We start from the raw sequence: 17,092 nt of genomic DNA, 5'->3' as shown, positions 1-17,092 counted from the left end.
ACTTTTGAGGAGATTCTGATGTCTGACACATGGAAATTTGAAACCCAGTCCGTGCACGCTGGCTACACCCCCGACCCCACCACCAAAGCGGTGGCGGTGCCGATTTACCAGACCGTGGCCTACGCGTTCGACAACGCCCAGCACGGGGCGGATTTGTTCGATTTGAAGGTGCCGGGCAATATCTACACCCGCATCATGAATCCCACCTGCGACGTGCTGGAAAAGCGCGTGGCGGCGCTGGAAGGCGGCATTGGCGGCCTGGCGGTGGCCAGCGGGCAGGCGGCCATTTTGTATGCGCTGCAAACCATTGCCGAGGCGGGCGACAGCATTGTGTCAAGCACGGCGCTGTACGGCGGCACTTACAACCTGTTTGCCCATACGCTGCCGCAACTGGGCATCACCACCCGCTTTGCCGACCACCGCGATCCGGCCAGCTTTGGCCCACTGATCGACGACAAAACCAAAGCCGTGTTCGTCGAAACCATTGGCAACCCGGCGGGCAACGTGACCGACATCGCCAGCGTGGCCGCCGTGGCACACGAAAAAGGCGTGCCGCTGATCGTCGACAATACGGTGGCCAGCCCCTACTTGCTGCGTCCCATTGAACACGGGGCCGACATCGTGGTGCATTCGCTGACCAAGTACATGGGTGGGCACGGCACCACGCTGGGCGGCGTGATTGTGGACAGCGGTCAATTCCCTTGGGGCAAACACCATGCGCGCTTCAAGCGCCTGAACGAACCGGACGTGAGCTACCACGGCGTCAACTACGTCGAAGCCCTGGGTGCGGCCGCCTACATTGCCCGCGCCCGTGTGGTGCCGCTGCGCAATACCGGCGCAGCGCTGTCGCCCTTCAACGCTTGGCAGATTCTGCAAGGCATTGAAACCCTGGCGCTGCGCATGGACCGCATTTGTGACAACGCGCTTAAGGTGGCGCAGCACCTGCAAAAGCACGCCAAAGTGGCCTGGGTCAGCTACGCGGGCTTGCCCGAGCACGACGACCACGCGCTGGCGCAGCATTACATGGGCGGACGCGCATCGGGCTTGCTCACGTTTGGTGTCCAATCCAAGGCGGGCGAAGATGCGCGGGCCGCTGGGGCGCGCTTTTTGGATGCGCTGCAACTGTTCACCCGACTGGTCAACATTGGCGACACCAAGTCGCTGGCCACGCATCCAGCCAGCACCACGCATCGCCAGTTGTCGCCGGAAGAGTTGGCCAAGACCGGCGTGAAAGAAGAAACCGTGCGCCTTTGCGTGGGCATTGAGCACATTGACGATTTGCTGGCCGATCTCGATCAGGCGCTGGCGAAGGTGTAAAAAGATGAGCTTTGTCGGTATGGCGCAAGGGCTGTTTGGTCTTTGTCCATGCACGTCATGGCTCATGCTGGCGCTGCACAAACGTGCAGCGCATCGCTAATTTTTTTTCATGCTCATTGCCATTCCCTTGGGTGAAAAACCTTCATGGCGTTCCCCGCCGTGGGTGACTCTGTTGCTGATTTTGGCCAATTGCTGGGTGTTTTTTGCCTGGCAAGCGCCTGAGCAGGCGTTGGTTGACAAGTTGGCAGCCGAATATGCGCACACGCCGCTGCCGCCGATCGAGGCGGCAGCTTTTGTGCGCCAACTCGACGAGCAGGCCCGACAGTCAGGACAGCGGCGTCAGCGAGAACGCGCAGAGGATGCGGCGCGTCTGGTTGACAGTCGTCAATGGCGCGTGCTGTACGTGCACATGTGGCACGACCCGGGCTTTCGGCAGCGTTTGCTCAATGACCAGGTGATTCGCCCGGGCAGCCCTGAATATGACCACTGGCGCGAAGCGCGCAACGCTTTTACGCCCTAGGAACCCCAGCCCTTTACCCCGCGCTGGGCTGAAAACTACGACGCTGGCGGCCCTCATAACGTCATCACGTGGCTGACCAGCACGTTTTTGCATGGCAGTGCGGGACACCTGTTTGGCAACATGGTGTTTTTGTTCATGTTTGGTTTTGCGCTGGAGCGGGCTTTGGGGCCATTGCTGTATCTGGTGTGTTATTTGTTGGGTGGCGTAGGGGCTTCGGCGCTGGCGGTTTGGGCTTACCAGGGTATGGGCGGCTTAGGGCTGGGGGCGTCGGGCGCGGTGTCGGCGCTGATGAGCATGTATGTGGTGCTGTATGGGCTGCGGCGCATTCCGTTTTTCTACATGGTGCTGTTTTATTTCAACTTTGCGCGCTGGCCTGCTTTGGTGGTGTTGCCGGTGTGGATGGCCTGGGAAGGGGTGCAGCACCTGATGGGCAATGGCCATGTGGCGTACATGGCGCATTTGGGCGGGCTGGTAACGGGGGCGTTGCTGATGGGTGGTCTGAAGCTCACGCGTCGCTTTGAGGTGCCGGATGATTCGGACGTTGCGACCGCAGATCAATCCAAGGCGGCGGCAGGTCATGGAGATTTGGCGATGTTGACCCAGCGCGCGCGCGATCATGCCGATGCGCTGCGCTTTACTGAGGCGGCACGCGCCTGGAAGCAGGCTGCGCGCCTGGCTCCGCGCGATACGGATATTCTTCAAGCGTGGTTCAACTGCGCCCGGCATGAGCCTGCGTCCGACGGCTTTCATGCAGCGGCCCGCCAGATATTCAAGCTGACTGTGCGCGATGCGTCCACGCAGCACTTGCAGCACCGGTGCTTTCGCACTTATCTGGAAACCGCCAAACCGTCCGTGCGTATTAGCCCGGCGACCATGCAATCGTTGCTGCGCGCTTTTATCGCTGTGGATGAGTGGCGTGACGCCCAGGGGCTGGCTCAGGCGCTGACACGCATGAACACGCCGCCCGATGGGTGGAGCGACACGATCGAGCTGCTGGTCACCGGTCTGGCGCGCGCGGGCCGCACAGATGAAGCCCGCCACTGGCTGCCTGAGCTGCAACGCCATGCGCCGCAGCGCGAAGTCACGCGTTGGCTGGAAAAGACGGTGAGGGCTTGAGGCTGACCGCTGGAGGCGGGAGGCGGATGCGTCGTCTTTCAGGCGGACTTGAGTTCGTCACGCAACACCCACGCCGCTTCCTGGGTGGCGGCATGGTCGGGGTAGCGGCGTTGCATGGACTGGTAAATCGGCAAGGCCATGTCGCCACGGGCCAAGCCTTGCTTGAGCGCGCAAATGACCAGCTCGCAAGCGCGCGGTACCTCGTCAGTACGGGGGAATCGTTTGTCAAAGCCGTGCAGCAGTTTGAGTGTGCGCTTGGCGTCCATCTGCTTCCATGCTTGTTCGGCCAAAGCGATGGTGTCAGCGGGGCTGTTGAGGGCGAAATCAGGCAACTTGGTCTGCACCGCGTTGAGTACGCCCAAGGCGTCTTTGGCGTGGTTTTGCGCCACCAGCAAGGCGATGTAATCCGGTGTGTGATTGATCAAACGACCCGATGCCAGGTCATCCAGCAGCAACACGCGGTGATAGCGGCGCTGATCGGCCAGCGGGTTGGTGCTAGTGCGTACCCATTCCCGTGCCTGGGCGATGGCTTCGTTGACATTGCCTGCTTGCACCAGGGCAGACACTTCGGCATCGCGGCGACGCGCTTCGATCACCTCTGGGCGCTGGGGGGCTGCTGAAGCGGCCGCATCCGCCTCGGGGCGCTGGAGCACGTCGATGTCGAGCGAGCCATGATGCTGGTACATCACATAACCGATCAATGCGGCCATCACCCAGCTGAAGTAGATGGTGACAAAAACAAACACCGGCAGCAGCAGCAGGCGGGGTGTGATAGGCAGCAAAATGCTCAAGGCTTGGGGCATGCCCACCTGCAACAAAAACAGAAACAGGCAGAGCAGCAGGTACTGTTTGCCAATATCGAACATGGTGGCCAGCAATTCAAAGGGATTCAATGCGGGCAGCATGCGCCCACTTTGAATCAGCACCATGAAGGTGGCCGGCAGCACCAGCGATGACACCAGGCTACCGATCAAGCCCAGCCAAGGGCTGAGGCGGCTTAAAAAGCCGATCACCAGCCCGTGAACGACCAGCACGCCAAACAGTGCCCACGGCAAAGACTTCCATTCAGGATCCATCATGTTCCTGTTGTAATCACGGCTGTGCAACACACCGCGAGAGGCCAGCGCGGCCACTTTGAAGGCATAGTGCGCACTGACGAAAGCAATCACCAGCACCGCTGCTATTGGGAAGAGAAAAGGCATCAACAGCGCATAGCTCAGCAGCGACAACAGCGCTGCAAGGATGAGCGGCTCTGTTTGCAGCGGGAACATGAAAAACGAATGCAGACGCTGCCAGAACGGCGTGATGGCTGTGTCGTCGGTCGATGCGTCAGATGCAGTCAAGCGAGCGCGTGAGGTGGAGGAGCTGGGCACGGTGTTAGGTGGTTGTTGAAAGGATGCACGATAGTGTATGCATGATAAACATTCAGATACACCGTTTTGATGTCACGCTGCTTGCATCTGTTTGTGTGCAGGTTCCATCTGCTTATCAACTCGTCGGCGTGTGCACGGGGGCGTTATGCTTGATGGAAAGGTGCAACAATGGTCTTGAATGACGCCTCAACATGGAGCAGCGGGTATGGGCTGGTTTTCCAAGTCGTCTGACGACTTCTTTCTCTCCACCGTGGTGCCGCAAGGCGAAGGCGGCGCGCAGGTGGCGCAGTTTCTGGGCCTGGTCAATGGCGAGGCGGTGATTGGTGCCAACATCTTCCGCGACATGTTTTCCAGCGTGCGCGACGTGGTGGGTGGCCGTGCAGGCGGGTATGAACGCGCGCTGGCTGGTGCCCGCCAGGCTGCGCTGGACGACGCCAAAGCCGCTGCCCGTGAGATGGGTGCCAATGGCATCGTCGGCATTGACTTTGATTACGAAGTGCTGGGCGAGACCAACGGCATGATGCTGGTGTCGATGACGGGCACGGCCGTCAAAATGGGTTGAGGCGCACCATGAATGCAGCGCCCATGCGAAACACCGCATCCATGCACGCCGTGGTTGCGCCGTGCGCGGTACGACCCCGCGAAGCCAAGTTGCAAATCCAGAACGTTGGCAACGATCTGGTTCAGCACTACGGCAAGAAGAAGTTTTACACCGTGCGCGAAGTGCGCGAAGCCAATCGGCGTCAACGTGTGGATGTTGACGTGGGTTGCTGGTCGCACGCGTTTTTCAACACCCACGAAGATTTCGACAAGATGCACCAAGCGGTGGGTGAGTCCTGCGATTACGCGGGCATGAAGGCCGAACTGGTGACCAATATCTCTGGGGCCGATTCGTCCTCGTGGTTCGATTTTGACTGGGATTTGTCGTGGCTTGACTTGTCAAACATAGACATCGACATTGATTTTTAACGCCGGTGTGCGCTTCGCCAGACAAGGCTTAACTCAGTGCATCTGCCAGCCGCTGACGGATGATGGTTTCGGCTTCGATCATGATGCGGTCGATCAGCATCTGGCAGCTGGGTATGTCATGCACCAGACCGGCAACCATACCGCAGCTCCAGGCACCGGCGTCCATGTCGCCTTGCTCCATCACGCGGGGGTAGATGCCGGCCACCTGGTCGATGATGTCTTCGATCTTCAGCGCGTCGCCTTTTTCGCGTTCGATGGCGCTCAGGCGCTCCACGCCTGCGTTGTTGATCACGCGTTCAGTGTTGCGCAGGCTGCGCATGATCAGGCGGGTGTCCAGCTCGCTGGCGGCCACGATGGCTTGTTTGACGTTATCGTGCACCGGCGCTTCCTGGGTGGCGATGAAGCGCGTGCCCATGTTCATGCCCTCGGCACCCAGCGCCATGGCGGCCACCAGGCTGCGGCCATCGGCCATGCCGCCTGAAGCGACAAAGGGGATCTTCAGCTCTTCAGCCGCGCGCGGCAGCAAGATGAAGTTGGGCACATCGTCTTCGCCGGGGTGGCCGCCGCATTCAAAGCCATCGACGCTGATGGCATCGCAGCCAATTTTTTCAGCTTTCAGCGCGTGACGCACGGAGGTGCATTTGTGGATGACTTTGATGTCTGCCGCTTTCAGTGCGGGCATGTGCTCTTCAGGACTGCGGCCTGCGGTTTCCACGGCTTTGACTCCACCTTCGATGATGGCCTGGATGTACTCAGGGTAGGGTGGTTTGGAAAAGGTGGGCAAAAAAGTCAGGTTGACGCCAATGGGCTTGTCGGTCATGTCGCGACAGCGGGCAATTTCTTTGGCCAGCAGTTCGGGTGTTTTTTGTGTCAACGCCGTGATCATTCCCAAACCGCCGGCGTTGGACACGGCGGACACCAGTTCGGCCTTGCCGACGAAGTGCATGCCGCCCTGGATGATGGGGTGCTGGATGCCGAAGAGTTCGGTGATGCGGGTTTTCATGGCGTTAATTTCCTTTCAGGTCGATGAATGAACAAGGTGGTCAATGGTTTACCACTGCTCCATGTAAGGGCGCAAATCCAGCTCAAACGTCCAGGCGTCGCGCGGCTGGGTGTGCAGGTACCAGTAGTTTTCAGCAATGTGGGCGGGGCTGAGGATGCCGTCTTGCGCCTTGAGCGCATAGCGCTCGGGGAACTGCGTGCGGATGAATTCGGTATCGATCGCGCCATCCACAACAACATGCGCCACATGAATGCCTTGTGGCCCCAATTCGCGCGCCATGCTCTGCGCCAGCGCGCGCAGGGCGTGCTTGGCTCCGGCAAAGGCGGCAAAGTGGCTGCCGCCGCGCAGCGAAGCGGTGGCTCCGGTAAACAAAATGGTGCCGCGCCCGCGACCGGCCATGCGCAGGGCGACTTCGCGTGCGTTCAAAAAGCCTGAAAAGCAGGCCATCTCCCACACTTTCATGTATTTGCGGGCGGTTTCATCCAGGATGGAGCAAGGCACGTTGGCTCCGATGTTGAACACCAGCACCTCAATGGGGCCGTGCACTCGCTCGATTTGCTCAACCAGCGCCTGCACGTCTTCTTCCTTGCGCGCGTCGCTGCCAAAGCCAAACGCCTGACCACCTGCGGTGCGAATCTGGTCAACCACCGGTTGCAGTTTGTCGGCCGAGCGCCGGGTCATGCAAACTGTGAAGCCTTCGCGTGCAAACCGCGCCGCGATGGCGCTGCCCGTGGCATCGCCCGCGCCGACGATCAGCGCGACTTTAGAAGTGGGTGCATCAGCAAGTGCGGTCGCAGGCATGGACTGTCTCTCTTGTATCTGTATGAGTGTGCCAATTCACGTAGCATAGCTTTGGCGCGCACCCATCAGGTGTTGCCAAAGTTGCCAAAGCGACAACACCAGCAAACACCTGCATCTACAGGAGGAAAGCATGTCTAAGCAAGTGCAGTTTTATTTTGATGTGGGCAGCCCTGCGTCTTACCTGGCCTGGACGCAATTGCCCAGTCTGTGCCAAAGCACTGGCGCAGAGCTGGTGTGCAAGCCCATGCTGCTGGGCGGCGTGTTTCAGGCCACCGGCAATGCTTCGCCCGCCACCGTGCCCGCCAAGGGGCGCTATATCCATATGGACTTTGCACGGCATGCCCGCCAGTATGGCGTGCCGTTTGAGCGCAACCCGCATTTCCCCATCATGACGCTGTTTTTGATGCGCGTGGTGGCCGGGGTGCAGTTGCGCCAGCCCGAGCGCTTGCAGCCGCTGCTGGCCGCTATTTTCAAAGCCATCTGGGTTGATGGCTTGAACCTGAACGATGCCGGTATCACCGCACAGACCTTGATCGATGCCGGTTTTGATGCGACTCAGATGCAGGCGCTGGCGGCGGATGCGCAGGTTAAAGCCGTGTTGAAGTCTGTCACCGAAGAAGCGGTGGCCAAAGGCGTGTTCGGCGCGCCCACCATGTTTGTGGCGGATGAAATGTTCTTTGGGCAAGACCGGCTGGAGATGGTGCGTGAGGCACTGGTGGGCACCGATGTTTGACTGCGAAAAGTGCCTTTTATGCTGATGTGATTTTGATTATAAGCTATTGAATATATAGCGTTTTAAGCTGGGCTGAATCGGTCAACCCCAGGACAGGGCGGCCAGGTCGTTGGCAAAGATCGGCATGTCCTTCCACAGCCCCTGCACGTTCTTTTTGGCCACGGTGACCCACTGCGGCTGGTACAGCCAGGCCAGCACGGCGTCATCGGCCAGCATTTTTTGTGCGTCGCCCAGCAGCTTGTTGCGTTCTGCGGTGGTGGGTGTGTGCTTGATTTTGTCGAACAGTTCATTGAACTGGGGATTCTGGTAGCCCCAGTAATAGTCGGCCTTGGTGAAGTTGGCCAGATCGAACGGCTCGACATGGCTGATGATGGTCAGATCGTAGTTGTGCGGCCCGCCGTAGGTGTTGGCCAGCCACTGCGCCCATTCCACGTTTTGCACCTTGGCAGTGATGCCGATCTGGGCCAGTTGCGCCACGATCACTTCGCCGCCCTGGCGGGCGTAGGGCGGCGGGGGCAGTATCAGGCTCAACTCCAGCGGAGCAGCGATCCCCGCTTCTTTCAGCAGCGCCTTGGCTTTGTCGATGTTGTAGGGGTTGACGCCGGTGGTGTCGATGTAGCCCGGCGCGCCGGGCACGTAGTGGCTGCCAATGGGCACACCAAAGCCTTCGGCTGCACCGATGATGACGGCCTTGCGGTCGATGGCGGCGGCGATGGCGCGGCGCACGCGCACGTCGTTCAAAGGCTTGCGCGCGTTATTGATGGCCAGCACGGTTTTGGCGCGCGAGCCACTGCTCAGCACTTGCAGGCGCGGGTTGCGCTTGAACTGCGCCACGCCGCGTTGGGTGATGCGTGCAAAGACATCCACATCGCCCGCCAGCACGGCCGCCACCTGCGCCGCCGGGTCGTTGATGAAGCGAAAAGTAGCGCGTTTGATTTTGATGGTGTTGGGTGTGCGGTAGCTGGGTGACGCCTTCAGCACCAAGGATGATCCTTTGCGCCAGCGTTCGAGCACATACGGGCCGGTGCCAATGGGCGTGGCGGCATTGGTGTCGGCGCTTTTCGGTTCCACCATCACGGCGGTGGCCTGACCCAGGTAAAACAAAAAGTCCGGGTCTGGCTCTTGGTTGATGATGACCACGGTGTGTTCGTTCACCGCGCGCACGCTTTGCATGGCGGTGAAGGTGCGTTTGTCTTTGTTGGTGCTTTTATCGCCCGCTGCGCGTTCAAACGCAAACTGGACGGTGTGGGCGTTGAAAGGTTCGCCGTTGCTGAACTTGACGCCCTTGCGCAAAAAGAAAGTGATGGTGCGCAAATCGGGCGATACATCCCAACGTTCGGCCAGCAGCGGGCCGACGCTGCCATCAGCATTGATTTTGGTCAGCGTTTCCAGCACGTTGTAGAGCACCACCTCGGCAATGGCCGAGGCCGCGCCGGTGGTTGGATCCAGCCCCGGCGGCTCCAACGTCATGCCCAGTACCAGGGTGTCCCGTCTGGACTGTGCCCAGGTGGGCGTGTGCACCAGGGCGGCAATGGCGGGCAGGGCCAGGGCGAAATCGCGGCGTTGCATGGGGCGTGTCTCCTGTCAAAAGCTTTGTCAAAGCCCGCAAGGGCAGCGTGCGCATGGTAGCGCAGGCGTTACAAGCTTGGGAGGGAGGGCGGTCAGACGCCGGGGGCAGCGTGGGGGCACTGGTGCGCCATGCTGCGGGCACCCGGACGGGACTGTCAGACCAGTGTGATGAGCCAATCAGGAGCGGTGGCGTGCCAGCCGACTACCTGACACCTGTGTTTTTGCCATTACACGACATCTGCTGCGCTGCGCAGGGCAGCAGCGTGGTCTGGTGTCAAGCGCGCCCGGGCACAGGCTGGCGCGCTTGGCGTTGAGGTGAGACGATTGACTTCAAGACGCGGGGCGCTCGATGTCCAGTACGGCGGCCTCAATGATGGTGGCACGCACTTCGTCACCCACTTTCAGCGTCTTGATGTCCAGGTCTTCAGGCAAGGCCAGCGTGGTGGTGCGGGTGGCACCCCGCAGCGTGACGGTACGGGCTTTGGCGTTCAAGGCCGTGATCTTGGCCAAAACATCCACCGTGCGCACGTCGGCGGTGCCGGGCAGTGCACCGGCAGGGGCGTTGACCTGCTGGTTGTTTTCGACGCGTTCACGAATGCCGCTTTGGCCGGTTACTTTTTCCAGCTTGGCCACCACGGCGGCGGTGTAGCGGAACACGAGGTCATCGCCTGCCTGCACCTGGTCCAGATTCTGCACGCTGGCAGGCACGTTCAGTATGACGATTTGGCCTTGAGGATTGCGCAAGGTGGCGATGCGGTTTTTCAAATCCAGCTCGACGATTTTGGCGCGCAGCTCAATTTCGCCGCCTTTCAGCCGGGCACCGGGAGCGCTGCCTTCGACAGCCACTGCGGCTGCGCCTTGCGTCCAGCCTGCGACAGGCACGAGCAGCGCGCCAGCGGCAACAAAAAAACTGGCGATCATGCTTTTTTTCATGGTGATTTCCTCGGGTTTTGAATAGGGTCTGTAGTGTACGCAAAGAGTTTGAAAGCGGCTCTTGGCATCATTGGACAGCAGGTGCAAGGAGCTTATACCAGCGGCATTAAAATGGTACCTACCATAGTGTAACAGTTGGTATTGTTTGCCCCTCTGCCAGTCAGCTTCCATGGACTTCAACCTCCTTCAGCCCGTGTCGAGAAGCTCAGGGCGCGGGCAGCGCAGCATGTCCTGTGTTTTGTGTGTACTGACTCGCTGCGGCTGTCAGAGCGGCGCGCTCGATAGGGTAGAGCGCCAAACGAGTTTCGCAGCGTAGCGCGCTATCCCTGTGAATCTCTTGACTCGGTATCCCAACCACTCGCTTTTCACCCGTCTTGCCACTCTCGATCGAGTGCAATATGTGTCTGACGGAATGCAGAGGCCACAAGGCTTAGAGAGCTTGCGATGGCAACGCTGTCAGTGCACGCGCGCGGCCAGCAGATCCCACACCGGGGTCAGCTCGGCGGGCAGGGGGGGCAATTGGCCCAGGTCGGTATGGCTTTCTTCGGGGCTGTGAAAGTCGCTGCCGCGCGAGGCCACAAGATCCAGTTCGCGCGCCAGATCGGCGTAGCGCGCCGCTTCTGCTGCGCTGTGGCTGCCGGTGACCACTTCCACGCCCAGGCCGCCGTGCTGCTTGAATTCGGTGAACAGTGCGTATTCCACCGTGGCACTGAAGTGGTAGCGCGCCGGGTGCGCCACCACGGCCACGCCACCGGCCTGGGTGATCCAGCGCACCGCATCGCCCAGCTTGGCCCAGCGGTGAGGCACGTAGCCGGGTTTGCCTTCTGTCAGGTATTTGCGGAACACCTCGGGCGTGTCTTTGCACACGCCGATTTCAACCAGATAGCGCGCAAAGTGTGGCCGTGCGATCAGGTGTGGGTTGCCCACATATTTAAGTGCGCCTTCATAAGCGCCTTCAATGCCTGCTTTGGCCAGTTGCGCGGCCATTTCGCGCGCGCGCGGGCCGCGGCCATCGCGCGTGTCGGCCAGGCCGCCAATCAGGCTCGGGTCGTGGTGGTCAAACCCCAGACCGACGATGTGCACGGTGGAGTCGGCAAAGGTGACGGATATTTCTACGCCCGTCAGGTATTTCAGGCCCAGCCGCTGGGCGGCAGCCAGTGCGCGGGGCTGGCCGCCCACCTCGTCGTGGTCGGTCAGCGACCACAAATCCACGCCGTTGGCATGCGCGCGCGCGGCCACTTCTTCGGGCGGCAGCGTGCCGTCGGAGGTGGTGGAGTGGCAATGAAGATCGGCGTTGAGGGGGAAGTTCACGCCCATCATTTTACGGGGCGCGGGTGTTTTCTGCCGCCTGCGCAGGCGGAGCAGGCCAAGGCGGTTGCGGCCCGCGAATCTGCTCGAAGGCGCGTGCCAGCTCCAGCACGCCCAGATCGTCAAAGCGTTGCCCCGCAATTTGCAGGCCAATGGGCAGCACAGCCCCCGGCGTGGCGGGCGAAGGCATGGCGGCGCAGTTGATCGAGATGGCGGGCTGCTCGCCCATGTTGAAAGGCACCGTAAAGCCAATGTGTTCCAGCCCGCGCAGCGGGTCATTGGTGGGTGATGGCCATTCGGCCTGCGCCGGGGTGTTGGGTGATACGGGTGAGATAACGTAATCCAGCCCGCGCAGCGCCTGTTGTGTGGCCACGCGCGTGGCGTGGGTGGCGCTGTAGGCGCGAAATACGTCGGCCCCGCTCATGCCGCGTGCGCTTTCGGCCCAGGTGCGGATCACCGGCAGCACGGCATGGCGTTGTTCGGGGGGCAGCGCATCCAGATCAAGCAGCGAGCGCATGCGCCAGAAATGATCCAGTCCGCTCAGCAGTCCAGGCGTCATCCACGGCGTGATGGGTTTGACCACAGCGCCGTGTGCTTCAAAAAGATGCGCGGCTTGCGCTACGGCGGCGTGAATCGCTGGCTCCACGGCCAGGCCGCAGCCCGCATCCAGCAGCAGGCCAATTTTCAGCCCGCGAAGGCGGCTGAGGTGTTGATCCTCTTGCTGCCACACCGATGCCCAGTCGATGACCTGGGGTGGCAGCGCCATGCTGTCGCGTGCGTCGGGCTGGGCCAGCACCTGCATTATCAACGCAGCGTCGGCCACGGTGCGCGTCATTGGCCCGGCGGCACGGCCCATGTAAGGCGGATCGATCGGCACCCGGCCCAGGCTGGGTTTAAAGCCCACCACACCGCACCAAGCGGCAGGCAGCCGGATGGAGCCGCCAATGTCGGTGCCCAGGTGCAGCGGCCCGTAACCGGCTGCCGCTGCTGCGCCTGCGCCCGCGCTGGAGCCGCCCGGTGTGAGTGCCAAGTCCCATGGGTTGCGCGACAGCGGATGAAAGCTCGACAGCCCCGACGACAGCATGCCGTAATCGGGCATGGTGGTCTTGCTGACCAGCACTGCCCCGGCTTCGCGCAGGCGCGCTGCGGGCGGCGCATCGGCCCGAGAAGGCAGCAATGGCACCGCGCGCGTGCCCAGCGGCAAGGGATCGCCCGCTGTGGCGATGTTGTCTTTGAGGGTGATTGGCACCCCATCCAACGGCCCCAGCGGTTGGCCTTTGCGCCAGCGCGTCTCGGATTCGCGTGCCTGGGCCAGCGCAGCTTCAGGCCGAAGCAGCCAGGTGGCGTGCAGGTGCAGCTCCCAGCGTTCGATGTGGGCCAGCACGTCCTGCGTCACCTCGACAGGGCAGAGCGATCCATCGGCATACGCAGCCAGCAGTTGATGGGCGGTGAGGTTGTGCAAGGCGCAAGTCATGCACCGCATCGTAGCGCACGGCAATCAGGCTGGATTAACGGATAGAGGCATGTTGACGCCAGTGCAGAAAGCGTGAAAAGCTATGAAATTAATAGTTCAAGCAGTGTTGTTTTGATCGGGAGCATGGTGCCTGGTGCGCCGATGGCTGATTGTCATGTAGCATAGTGCCCCAGACTATATTTGGGATCTGCCATGTCTCACACCGTCCGACAAAAAACCAAGCTGATTGCCCGCGTGCGCCGCCTTAAAGGCCAGATGGAAGGCATTGAGCGCGCATTGGAGTCAGAGTTCGCCTGCGTTGAGGTGCTGCGCCAGATTGCCTCTGTGCGGGGGGCGATTGGTGGCTTGGCTGCGGAGGTGATGGAAGAGCATCTGCGCGAACACGTGATGGATGCGCCGGATGAGCCGCAGCGGCAACAAGGCGGCGAAGAAATGATCGAGGTGATTCGCTCCTACATGAAATAAGGCACTGGCCTTTTGACTGAATGTTTCCACCGAATCAGCCCAATACAAGCAAGGATTTGCCGATGAACACCCCGCCTCTTACCGCACCAGGCCACGATCATTTCTTTTTAGGCCACGACCACCAGCGCAACGAGCGCAAGGTGTGGCTGGTGATTGCGCTGACGGCCAGCATGATGGTGGTGGAGATCGTGGCCGGTACGGTGTATGGGTCGATGGCGCTGGTGGCCGATGGCTGGCACATGTCCACCCATGCCGGGGCCATGCTGATTGCTGCGCTGGCTTACCGTCTGGCGCGTCGCCATGCGGGCAACCCGCGCTTTACCTTTGGCACGGGCAAGCTGGGCGATCTGGCGGGTTTTGCCAGTGCGGTGCTGCTGGCGCTGGTGGCCTTGCTGATCGGCTGGGAGAGCCTGGTGCGCCTGACGCAGCCGGTGCCGATTGATTTTGAGCAGGCAATCGCCGTGGCTGTGGTGGGGCTGGCGGTCAACCTGCTCAGCGCCTGGCTGCTCAAGGATGACCATGCGCACCATGCTCATCACCATCATCACGCGCACGGTGATTCGGGCCATGCGCGCGACAACAACCTGCGCGCGGCGTACCTGCACGTGCTGGCCGATGCGCTGACCTCCGTGCTGGCCATCGTGGCCTTGCTGCTGGGGCGCAGCTATGGCTGGACGTGGGCCGATCCGATCATGGGTGTGGTGGGCGCGCTGGTGATTGCCAAGTGGTCATGGGGCCTGATCCGCGATACCGGCAGCGTGCTGCTGGACGCTGCGGCTGAAGGCGAAGACGTGCGTGCCGAAATTCGCGAAGCGATCGCGCCCACGGGCAGCGAAGTGACCGATCTGCATGTGTGGCAGGTGGGGCCGGGGCATTTTGCGGCGATTGTCTCGCTGGTGGCGCAAGACCCCAAAGCACCTGCGCATTACAAGGCGCTGCTGGCCGACATTCATGAACTGGCACACGTCACCGTCGAGGTGGAGCGCCCGGCACCGGCTTAACGGTTGACCATCTCCCGCACCCAATCGGGCAGGGCGATCGAGCGCTGCTGCGGAAAGTTGACCCACACCATGGTGGCCCCGCCAGCGGCGCAAATGTCGCCGGGCTGATCGGCTTTCTCCATGGTCAGCCAGGTATCGACGCTGCTGCGGCCAGCATCGCTCAGGTACAGCTTGATGAGGATGGTGCCGGGGTACTCGAACTGGCGGTAGAAATTGCAAAACGCATTGGCAATCACCGGCCCTTCGCCAGCGGGGTTGGCTTGAAAGCCGATGGACATCAACCAGTCGATGCGCACCGTCTCCATGTAACGAAAGTAGCTGGCGTTGTTGACGTGGCCCATGGCGTCCATGTCACCCCAGCGAATGGGCAGGGTGGCCTCATGAACCAGGGTTTTCTGTGCGGGAAGTTCAATCTTCATCGGTGTGCCTTGATGGATGCCAGGATGCCCACGGTGAACAAAACCACTGCTGCGCCTTGCGCCAGTGTGGGCCAGTGATCGTCCCACAAAAACGAATAAAACAGCGCAAACAGGGTTTCGCTGACGATCAACTGCCCGCACAGGCTGGCCGAAAGGCGTTGGCTGGCCACGTTCCACAGCACAGTGGCCAGCCAGCTTGACCCCACGCCAATGGTCAGCACCACCGCCACAAAAAACGGCCAGTCTGGCTGTGTGGCCAGTTGCGGCCACGGTGTGCCCATGCCCAGCGCCAGCACCAGCCCGCCCGCACCCGTGGCCACGCCCAGCCAGTTGGCCCAGTCGGCGGCGCTGACCTCAGGGTGGCGGCGCAGCCAGGCGGCGTTGAGCAAGGTAAACGCCGTCCAACTGGTCATCGCCAGCAGCGCCCATGCCAGGCCACGGGCGTAATGCGCCCCAGTGGTGGCAGCAACCGGCGCTTGCGCCATCAGTGCCAGCGCTGCTGCCGTCAGCAAAAGCCCTGGCAGCAGGGCCGCCCAGCGCAAACCCTGCGGCTTGCCCAGCAGCATGACCCAGATGGGGATGGTGCCCACGATCAGTGCGGGCATCTCGGTGCCAGCGTCCTGAATCGCCAGCACCAGCGTCCAGTAATAACCGGTAAAGCCCAGCATGCTCAAACCCAGCGCCGCCAGCGCCTGCGCCCAGGTGGGCTGGCGCGCACGCCGCCACGACACGGCCAGCACCAGGGTGGACACCAGGCCGTAGACCACAAAGCGCCCCGCCGTCAGGTCGATGCCGCCAAAGCCCGCCACCATGCGCGGTGCCACGAACACCAAGCCCCACAGCGCGCCTGCGCCCAAGCCTGCCAAGATGCCGGTCAGCAAGGGTGACCGATCAAATCAAATGTAGACAAAGCAAGCGCGATCAAATCAACCGCTCGTGTGCCGAGGTGATTTTCTTGATTGACGGATGGCGGTGGGAGTTGACGCGCAACGGCACCTCGGTGGGGTCGCCGTTCCACTGCGGGTCTTCAATGCTGTCGAACACCTCGCGCAGGCGCTGCCCCCAGCTGCTGTGCAGCATCTGGTAATAGGGGTTGTCGTGGTCGATACAGATCACGCGGTCGGTTTTCAGGTGGCCCGCCTGGTACACCACCAGATCCAGCGGCAGGCCCACTGACAGGTTAGATTTGATGGTCGAATCCATCGACACCAACGCGCATTTGCTGGCCTCATCCAGCGGCGTGTGGGGGGTGATAACGCGGTCGAGCACCGGTTTGCCGTATTTGGATTCGCCGATCTGAAAGTAAGGCGTCTCGGCCGTGGCCTCGATGAAGTTGCCCGCCGAATACACCAGAAACAGCCGCATCGGCTCGCCCGCGATCTGACCACCAAAAATCAGCGACACATTGAAGTCCAGCCCCGCAGCGCGCAGCGCGTCACCATCGCGGCGGGCCACGTGGCGCACCGCCGCGCCCAGCACCTGGGCGGCGTCGAACATGCTCTTGGCATTCCAGATGGTGGTGGGGTCGCCGCTTTCAGGATCGCGAATAGCCTCGGTCTGCAAAATCTCGCGCACCGACTGGGAGATCGACAAATTGCCCGCCGACAGCATGACCATGAAGCGATCGCCCGGGCGCTCGTACACCAGCATCTTGCGGAAGGTGCTGATCGAATCCACGCCCGCATTGGTGCGCGAGTCGGACAGAAACACCATGCCAGCGTGGACTTTGATGGCGCAGCAGTAAGTCATGGTGGTGGCAGTCGTGTATGACAAGAAACGGCGTAGTTTGCCTGAAGTCTGCGCGGGTGCCCCCGCCGCCGCCATTTGGGGCGGGTGCCGCAAGCCGATGAAAGCGCACCAACGCCCGCACCCAGTGCACATAAGCCTTCTCGGTCGACAGCGCCAGATGCCGGTAACGCACCGCCGCGCGCAACTGATCGAGCAGCTTGGGCGGTGTGTGCGTTAAACTGTTAATTAATACAGTATAAAGATCATGAAGTGCTTCTTGCAACCGCCACCCGACACTTGCTGCGTATCATGGCGGTGTCGGGTTAACGGTTATCATGCGGTTATGCAAGATAAATCATGTTA

Annotated in this window: 18 protein-coding genes and 1 pseudogene; 8 read left to right on the top strand and 11 right to left on the bottom strand. The window is 61.3% G+C overall.

Annotated elements, in window-relative coordinates; genetic code table 11:
- The first annotated feature begins 18 nt into the window (after nt 1-18).
- From ACK5NW_RS07080 to ACK5NW_RS07070, 3 genes are all read left to right on the top strand, one after another.
- Nucleotides 19-1,317 carry an O-acetylhomoserine aminocarboxypropyltransferase/cysteine synthase family protein gene (locus ACK5NW_RS07080; protein ID WP_416926474.1) on the top strand — a complete coding sequence of 433 codons (1,299 nt, stop codon included), beginning with the start codon at nt 19-21 and terminating at the stop codon, nt 1,315-1,317.
- A 109-nt stretch (nt 1,318-1,426) separates the two neighbouring features.
- Nucleotides 1,427-1,837, top strand: a complete 411-nt coding sequence (locus tag ACK5NW_RS07075; RefSeq protein ID WP_416926472.1) for a hypothetical protein — start codon at nt 1,427-1,429, stop codon at nt 1,835-1,837.
- 63 nt (nt 1,838-1,900) lie between these two features.
- Complete coding sequence (locus ACK5NW_RS07070) at nt 1,901-2,953, top strand: rhomboid family intramembrane serine protease (protein ID WP_416926799.1); 1,053 nt, start codon at nt 1,901-1,903, stop codon at nt 2,951-2,953.
- 38 nt (nt 2,954-2,991) lie between these two features.
- Here ACK5NW_RS07070 and ACK5NW_RS07065 read toward each other — a convergent pair whose 3' ends face one another.
- Nucleotides 2,992-4,296: a hypothetical protein gene (locus ACK5NW_RS07065; protein WP_416926470.1), complete on the bottom strand. Its 1,305-nt coding sequence runs from the start codon at nt 4,294-4,296 to the stop codon at nt 2,992-2,994.
- Between the two features lie 235 nt (nt 4,297-4,531).
- Between ACK5NW_RS07065 and ACK5NW_RS07060 the strand changes: the two genes are divergently transcribed.
- On the top strand, nt 4,532-4,888 hold the full coding sequence (locus tag ACK5NW_RS07060) for a heavy metal-binding domain-containing protein (protein WP_416926468.1): 357 nt from the start codon (nt 4,532-4,534) through the stop codon (nt 4,886-4,888).
- Nucleotides 4,889-4,911: 23 nt separating this feature from the next.
- A complete protein-coding gene (locus ACK5NW_RS07055) occupies nt 4,912-5,295 on the top strand; it encodes a hypothetical protein (RefSeq protein WP_416926466.1) in 384 nt (127 codons plus the stop codon).
- A 28-nt stretch (nt 5,296-5,323) separates the two neighbouring features.
- On the opposite strand, the gene ACK5NW_RS07050 is transcribed toward ACK5NW_RS07055, so the two are convergent.
- Nucleotides 5,324-6,298 carry an NAD(P)H-dependent flavin oxidoreductase gene (locus ACK5NW_RS07050; protein WP_416926464.1) on the bottom strand — a complete coding sequence of 325 codons (975 nt, stop codon included), beginning with the start codon at nt 6,296-6,298 and terminating at the stop codon, nt 5,324-5,326.
- A 48-nt stretch (nt 6,299-6,346) separates the two neighbouring features.
- Nucleotides 6,347-7,099: an SDR family oxidoreductase gene (locus ACK5NW_RS07045; RefSeq protein ID WP_416926462.1), complete on the bottom strand. Its 753-nt coding sequence runs from the start codon at nt 7,097-7,099 to the stop codon at nt 6,347-6,349.
- A gap of 130 nt (nt 7,100-7,229) precedes the next feature.
- Between ACK5NW_RS07045 and ACK5NW_RS07040 the strand changes: the two genes are divergently transcribed.
- Nucleotides 7,230-7,832: a 2-hydroxychromene-2-carboxylate isomerase gene (locus ACK5NW_RS07040; protein WP_416926460.1), complete on the top strand. Its 603-nt coding sequence runs from the start codon at nt 7,230-7,232 to the stop codon at nt 7,830-7,832.
- Between the two features lie 81 nt (nt 7,833-7,913).
- Here ACK5NW_RS07040 and ACK5NW_RS07035 read toward each other — a convergent pair whose 3' ends face one another.
- The 4 genes from ACK5NW_RS07035 to ACK5NW_RS07020 all read right to left on the bottom strand — a co-directional run bounded on the left by ACK5NW_RS07035 (nt 7,914) and on the right by ACK5NW_RS07020 (nt 13,125).
- Nucleotides 7,914-9,401 carry an ABC transporter substrate-binding protein gene (locus ACK5NW_RS07035; RefSeq protein WP_416926458.1) on the bottom strand — a complete coding sequence of 496 codons (1,488 nt, stop codon included), beginning with the start codon at nt 9,399-9,401 and terminating at the stop codon, nt 7,914-7,916.
- Nucleotides 9,402-9,731: 330 nt separating this feature from the next.
- Nucleotides 9,732-10,334: a hypothetical protein gene (locus ACK5NW_RS07030; RefSeq protein WP_416926456.1), complete on the bottom strand. Its 603-nt coding sequence runs from the start codon at nt 10,332-10,334 to the stop codon at nt 9,732-9,734.
- Between the two features lie 456 nt (nt 10,335-10,790).
- Nucleotides 10,791-11,645 carry a 3',5'-nucleoside bisphosphate phosphatase gene (locus tag ACK5NW_RS07025; protein WP_416926454.1) on the bottom strand — a complete coding sequence of 285 codons (855 nt, stop codon included), beginning with the start codon at nt 11,643-11,645 and terminating at the stop codon, nt 10,791-10,793.
- A 10-nt stretch (nt 11,646-11,655) separates the two neighbouring features.
- Nucleotides 11,656-13,125, bottom strand: coding sequence for an amidase (locus ACK5NW_RS07020; protein ID WP_416926452.1), 1,470 nt, complete (start codon nt 13,123-13,125; stop codon nt 11,656-11,658).
- Between the two features lie 183 nt (nt 13,126-13,308).
- Here ACK5NW_RS07020 and ACK5NW_RS07015 point away from each other — a divergent pair, with 183 nt between their 5' ends.
- Nucleotides 13,309-13,581, top strand: a complete 273-nt coding sequence (locus ACK5NW_RS07015; protein WP_416926450.1) for a metal/formaldehyde-sensitive transcriptional repressor — start codon at nt 13,309-13,311, stop codon at nt 13,579-13,581.
- Between the two features lie 62 nt (nt 13,582-13,643).
- A complete protein-coding gene (dmeF, locus tag ACK5NW_RS07010; protein ID WP_416926448.1) occupies nt 13,644-14,582 on the top strand; it encodes a CDF family Co(II)/Ni(II) efflux transporter DmeF in 939 nt (312 codons plus the stop codon).
- Here the strand turns inward: dmeF and ACK5NW_RS07005 are convergent.
- The 4 genes and pseudogenes from ACK5NW_RS07005 to ACK5NW_RS06990 all read right to left on the bottom strand — a co-directional run.
- Entirely contained in the window at nt 14,579-15,001 is a 423-nt protein-coding gene (locus ACK5NW_RS07005) for an acyl-CoA thioesterase (RefSeq protein WP_416926446.1), read from the bottom strand. The genes dmeF and ACK5NW_RS07005 overlap by 4 nt on opposite strands.
- Complete coding sequence (locus ACK5NW_RS07000) at nt 14,998-15,882, bottom strand: DMT family transporter (protein ID WP_416926444.1); 885 nt, start codon at nt 15,880-15,882, stop codon at nt 14,998-15,000. The genes ACK5NW_RS07005 and ACK5NW_RS07000 overlap by 4 nt, the downstream gene beginning before the upstream one ends.
- A 40-nt stretch (nt 15,883-15,922) precedes the next feature.
- Entirely contained in the window at nt 15,923-16,750 is an 828-nt protein-coding gene (locus ACK5NW_RS06995; RefSeq protein ID WP_416926442.1) for a peptidase, read from the bottom strand.
- Nucleotides 16,751-16,820: 70 nt separating this feature from the next.
- Nucleotides 16,821-16,976 (bottom strand): annotated as a pseudogene (locus tag ACK5NW_RS06990) (phage integrase N-terminal SAM-like domain-containing protein); the annotation flags it as partial.
- Nucleotides 16,977-17,092: the final 116 nt, after the last annotated feature.

The organism is Ottowia sp., from assembly GCF_047975795.1.
GTDB lineage: Bacteria > Pseudomonadota > Gammaproteobacteria > Burkholderiales > Burkholderiaceae_C > Ottowia.
This window is presented reverse-complemented; position numbering and strand designations above follow the sequence as displayed.

Excerpts from the sequence above, each read along its gene's own strand:
- ACK5NW_RS07080 (WP_416926474.1), top strand. The coding sequence starts at position 19 with ATGTCTGACACATGGAAATTTGAAACCCAGTCCGTGCACGCTGGCTAC.
- ACK5NW_RS07075 (WP_416926472.1), top strand. The coding sequence starts at position 1,427 with ATGCTCATTGCCATTCCCTTGGGTGAAAAACCTTCATGGCGTTCCCCG.
- ACK5NW_RS07060 (WP_416926468.1), top strand. The coding sequence starts at position 4,532 with ATGGGCTGGTTTTCCAAGTCGTCTGACGACTTCTTTCTCTCCACCGTG.
- ACK5NW_RS07055 (WP_416926466.1), top strand. The coding sequence starts at position 4,912 with ATGCGAAACACCGCATCCATGCACGCCGTGGTTGCGCCGTGCGCGGTA.
- ACK5NW_RS07050 (WP_416926464.1), bottom strand. The coding sequence starts at position 6,298 with ATGAAAACCCGCATCACCGAACTCTTCGGCATCCAGCACCCCATCATC.
- ACK5NW_RS07045 (WP_416926462.1), bottom strand. The coding sequence starts at position 7,099 with ATGCCTGCGACCGCACTTGCTGATGCACCCACTTCTAAAGTCGCGCTG.
- ACK5NW_RS07040 (WP_416926460.1), top strand. The coding sequence starts at position 7,230 with ATGTCTAAGCAAGTGCAGTTTTATTTTGATGTGGGCAGCCCTGCGTCT.
- ACK5NW_RS07035 (WP_416926458.1), bottom strand. The coding sequence starts at position 9,401 with ATGCAACGCCGCGATTTCGCCCTGGCCCTGCCCGCCATTGCCGCCCTG.
- ACK5NW_RS07030 (WP_416926456.1), bottom strand. The coding sequence starts at position 10,334 with ATGAAAAAAAGCATGATCGCCAGTTTTTTTGTTGCCGCTGGCGCGCTG.
- ACK5NW_RS07020 (WP_416926452.1), bottom strand. The coding sequence starts at position 13,125 with ATGCGGTGCATGACTTGCGCCTTGCACAACCTCACCGCCCATCAACTG.
- ACK5NW_RS07015 (WP_416926450.1), top strand. The coding sequence starts at position 13,309 with ATGTCTCACACCGTCCGACAAAAAACCAAGCTGATTGCCCGCGTGCGC.
- dmeF (WP_416926448.1), top strand. The coding sequence starts at position 13,644 with ATGAACACCCCGCCTCTTACCGCACCAGGCCACGATCATTTCTTTTTA.
- ACK5NW_RS07005 (WP_416926446.1), bottom strand. The coding sequence starts at position 15,001 with ATGAAGATTGAACTTCCCGCACAGAAAACCCTGGTTCATGAGGCCACC.
- ACK5NW_RS06995 (WP_416926442.1), bottom strand. The coding sequence starts at position 16,750 with ATGACTTACTGCTGCGCCATCAAAGTCCACGCTGGCATGGTGTTTCTG.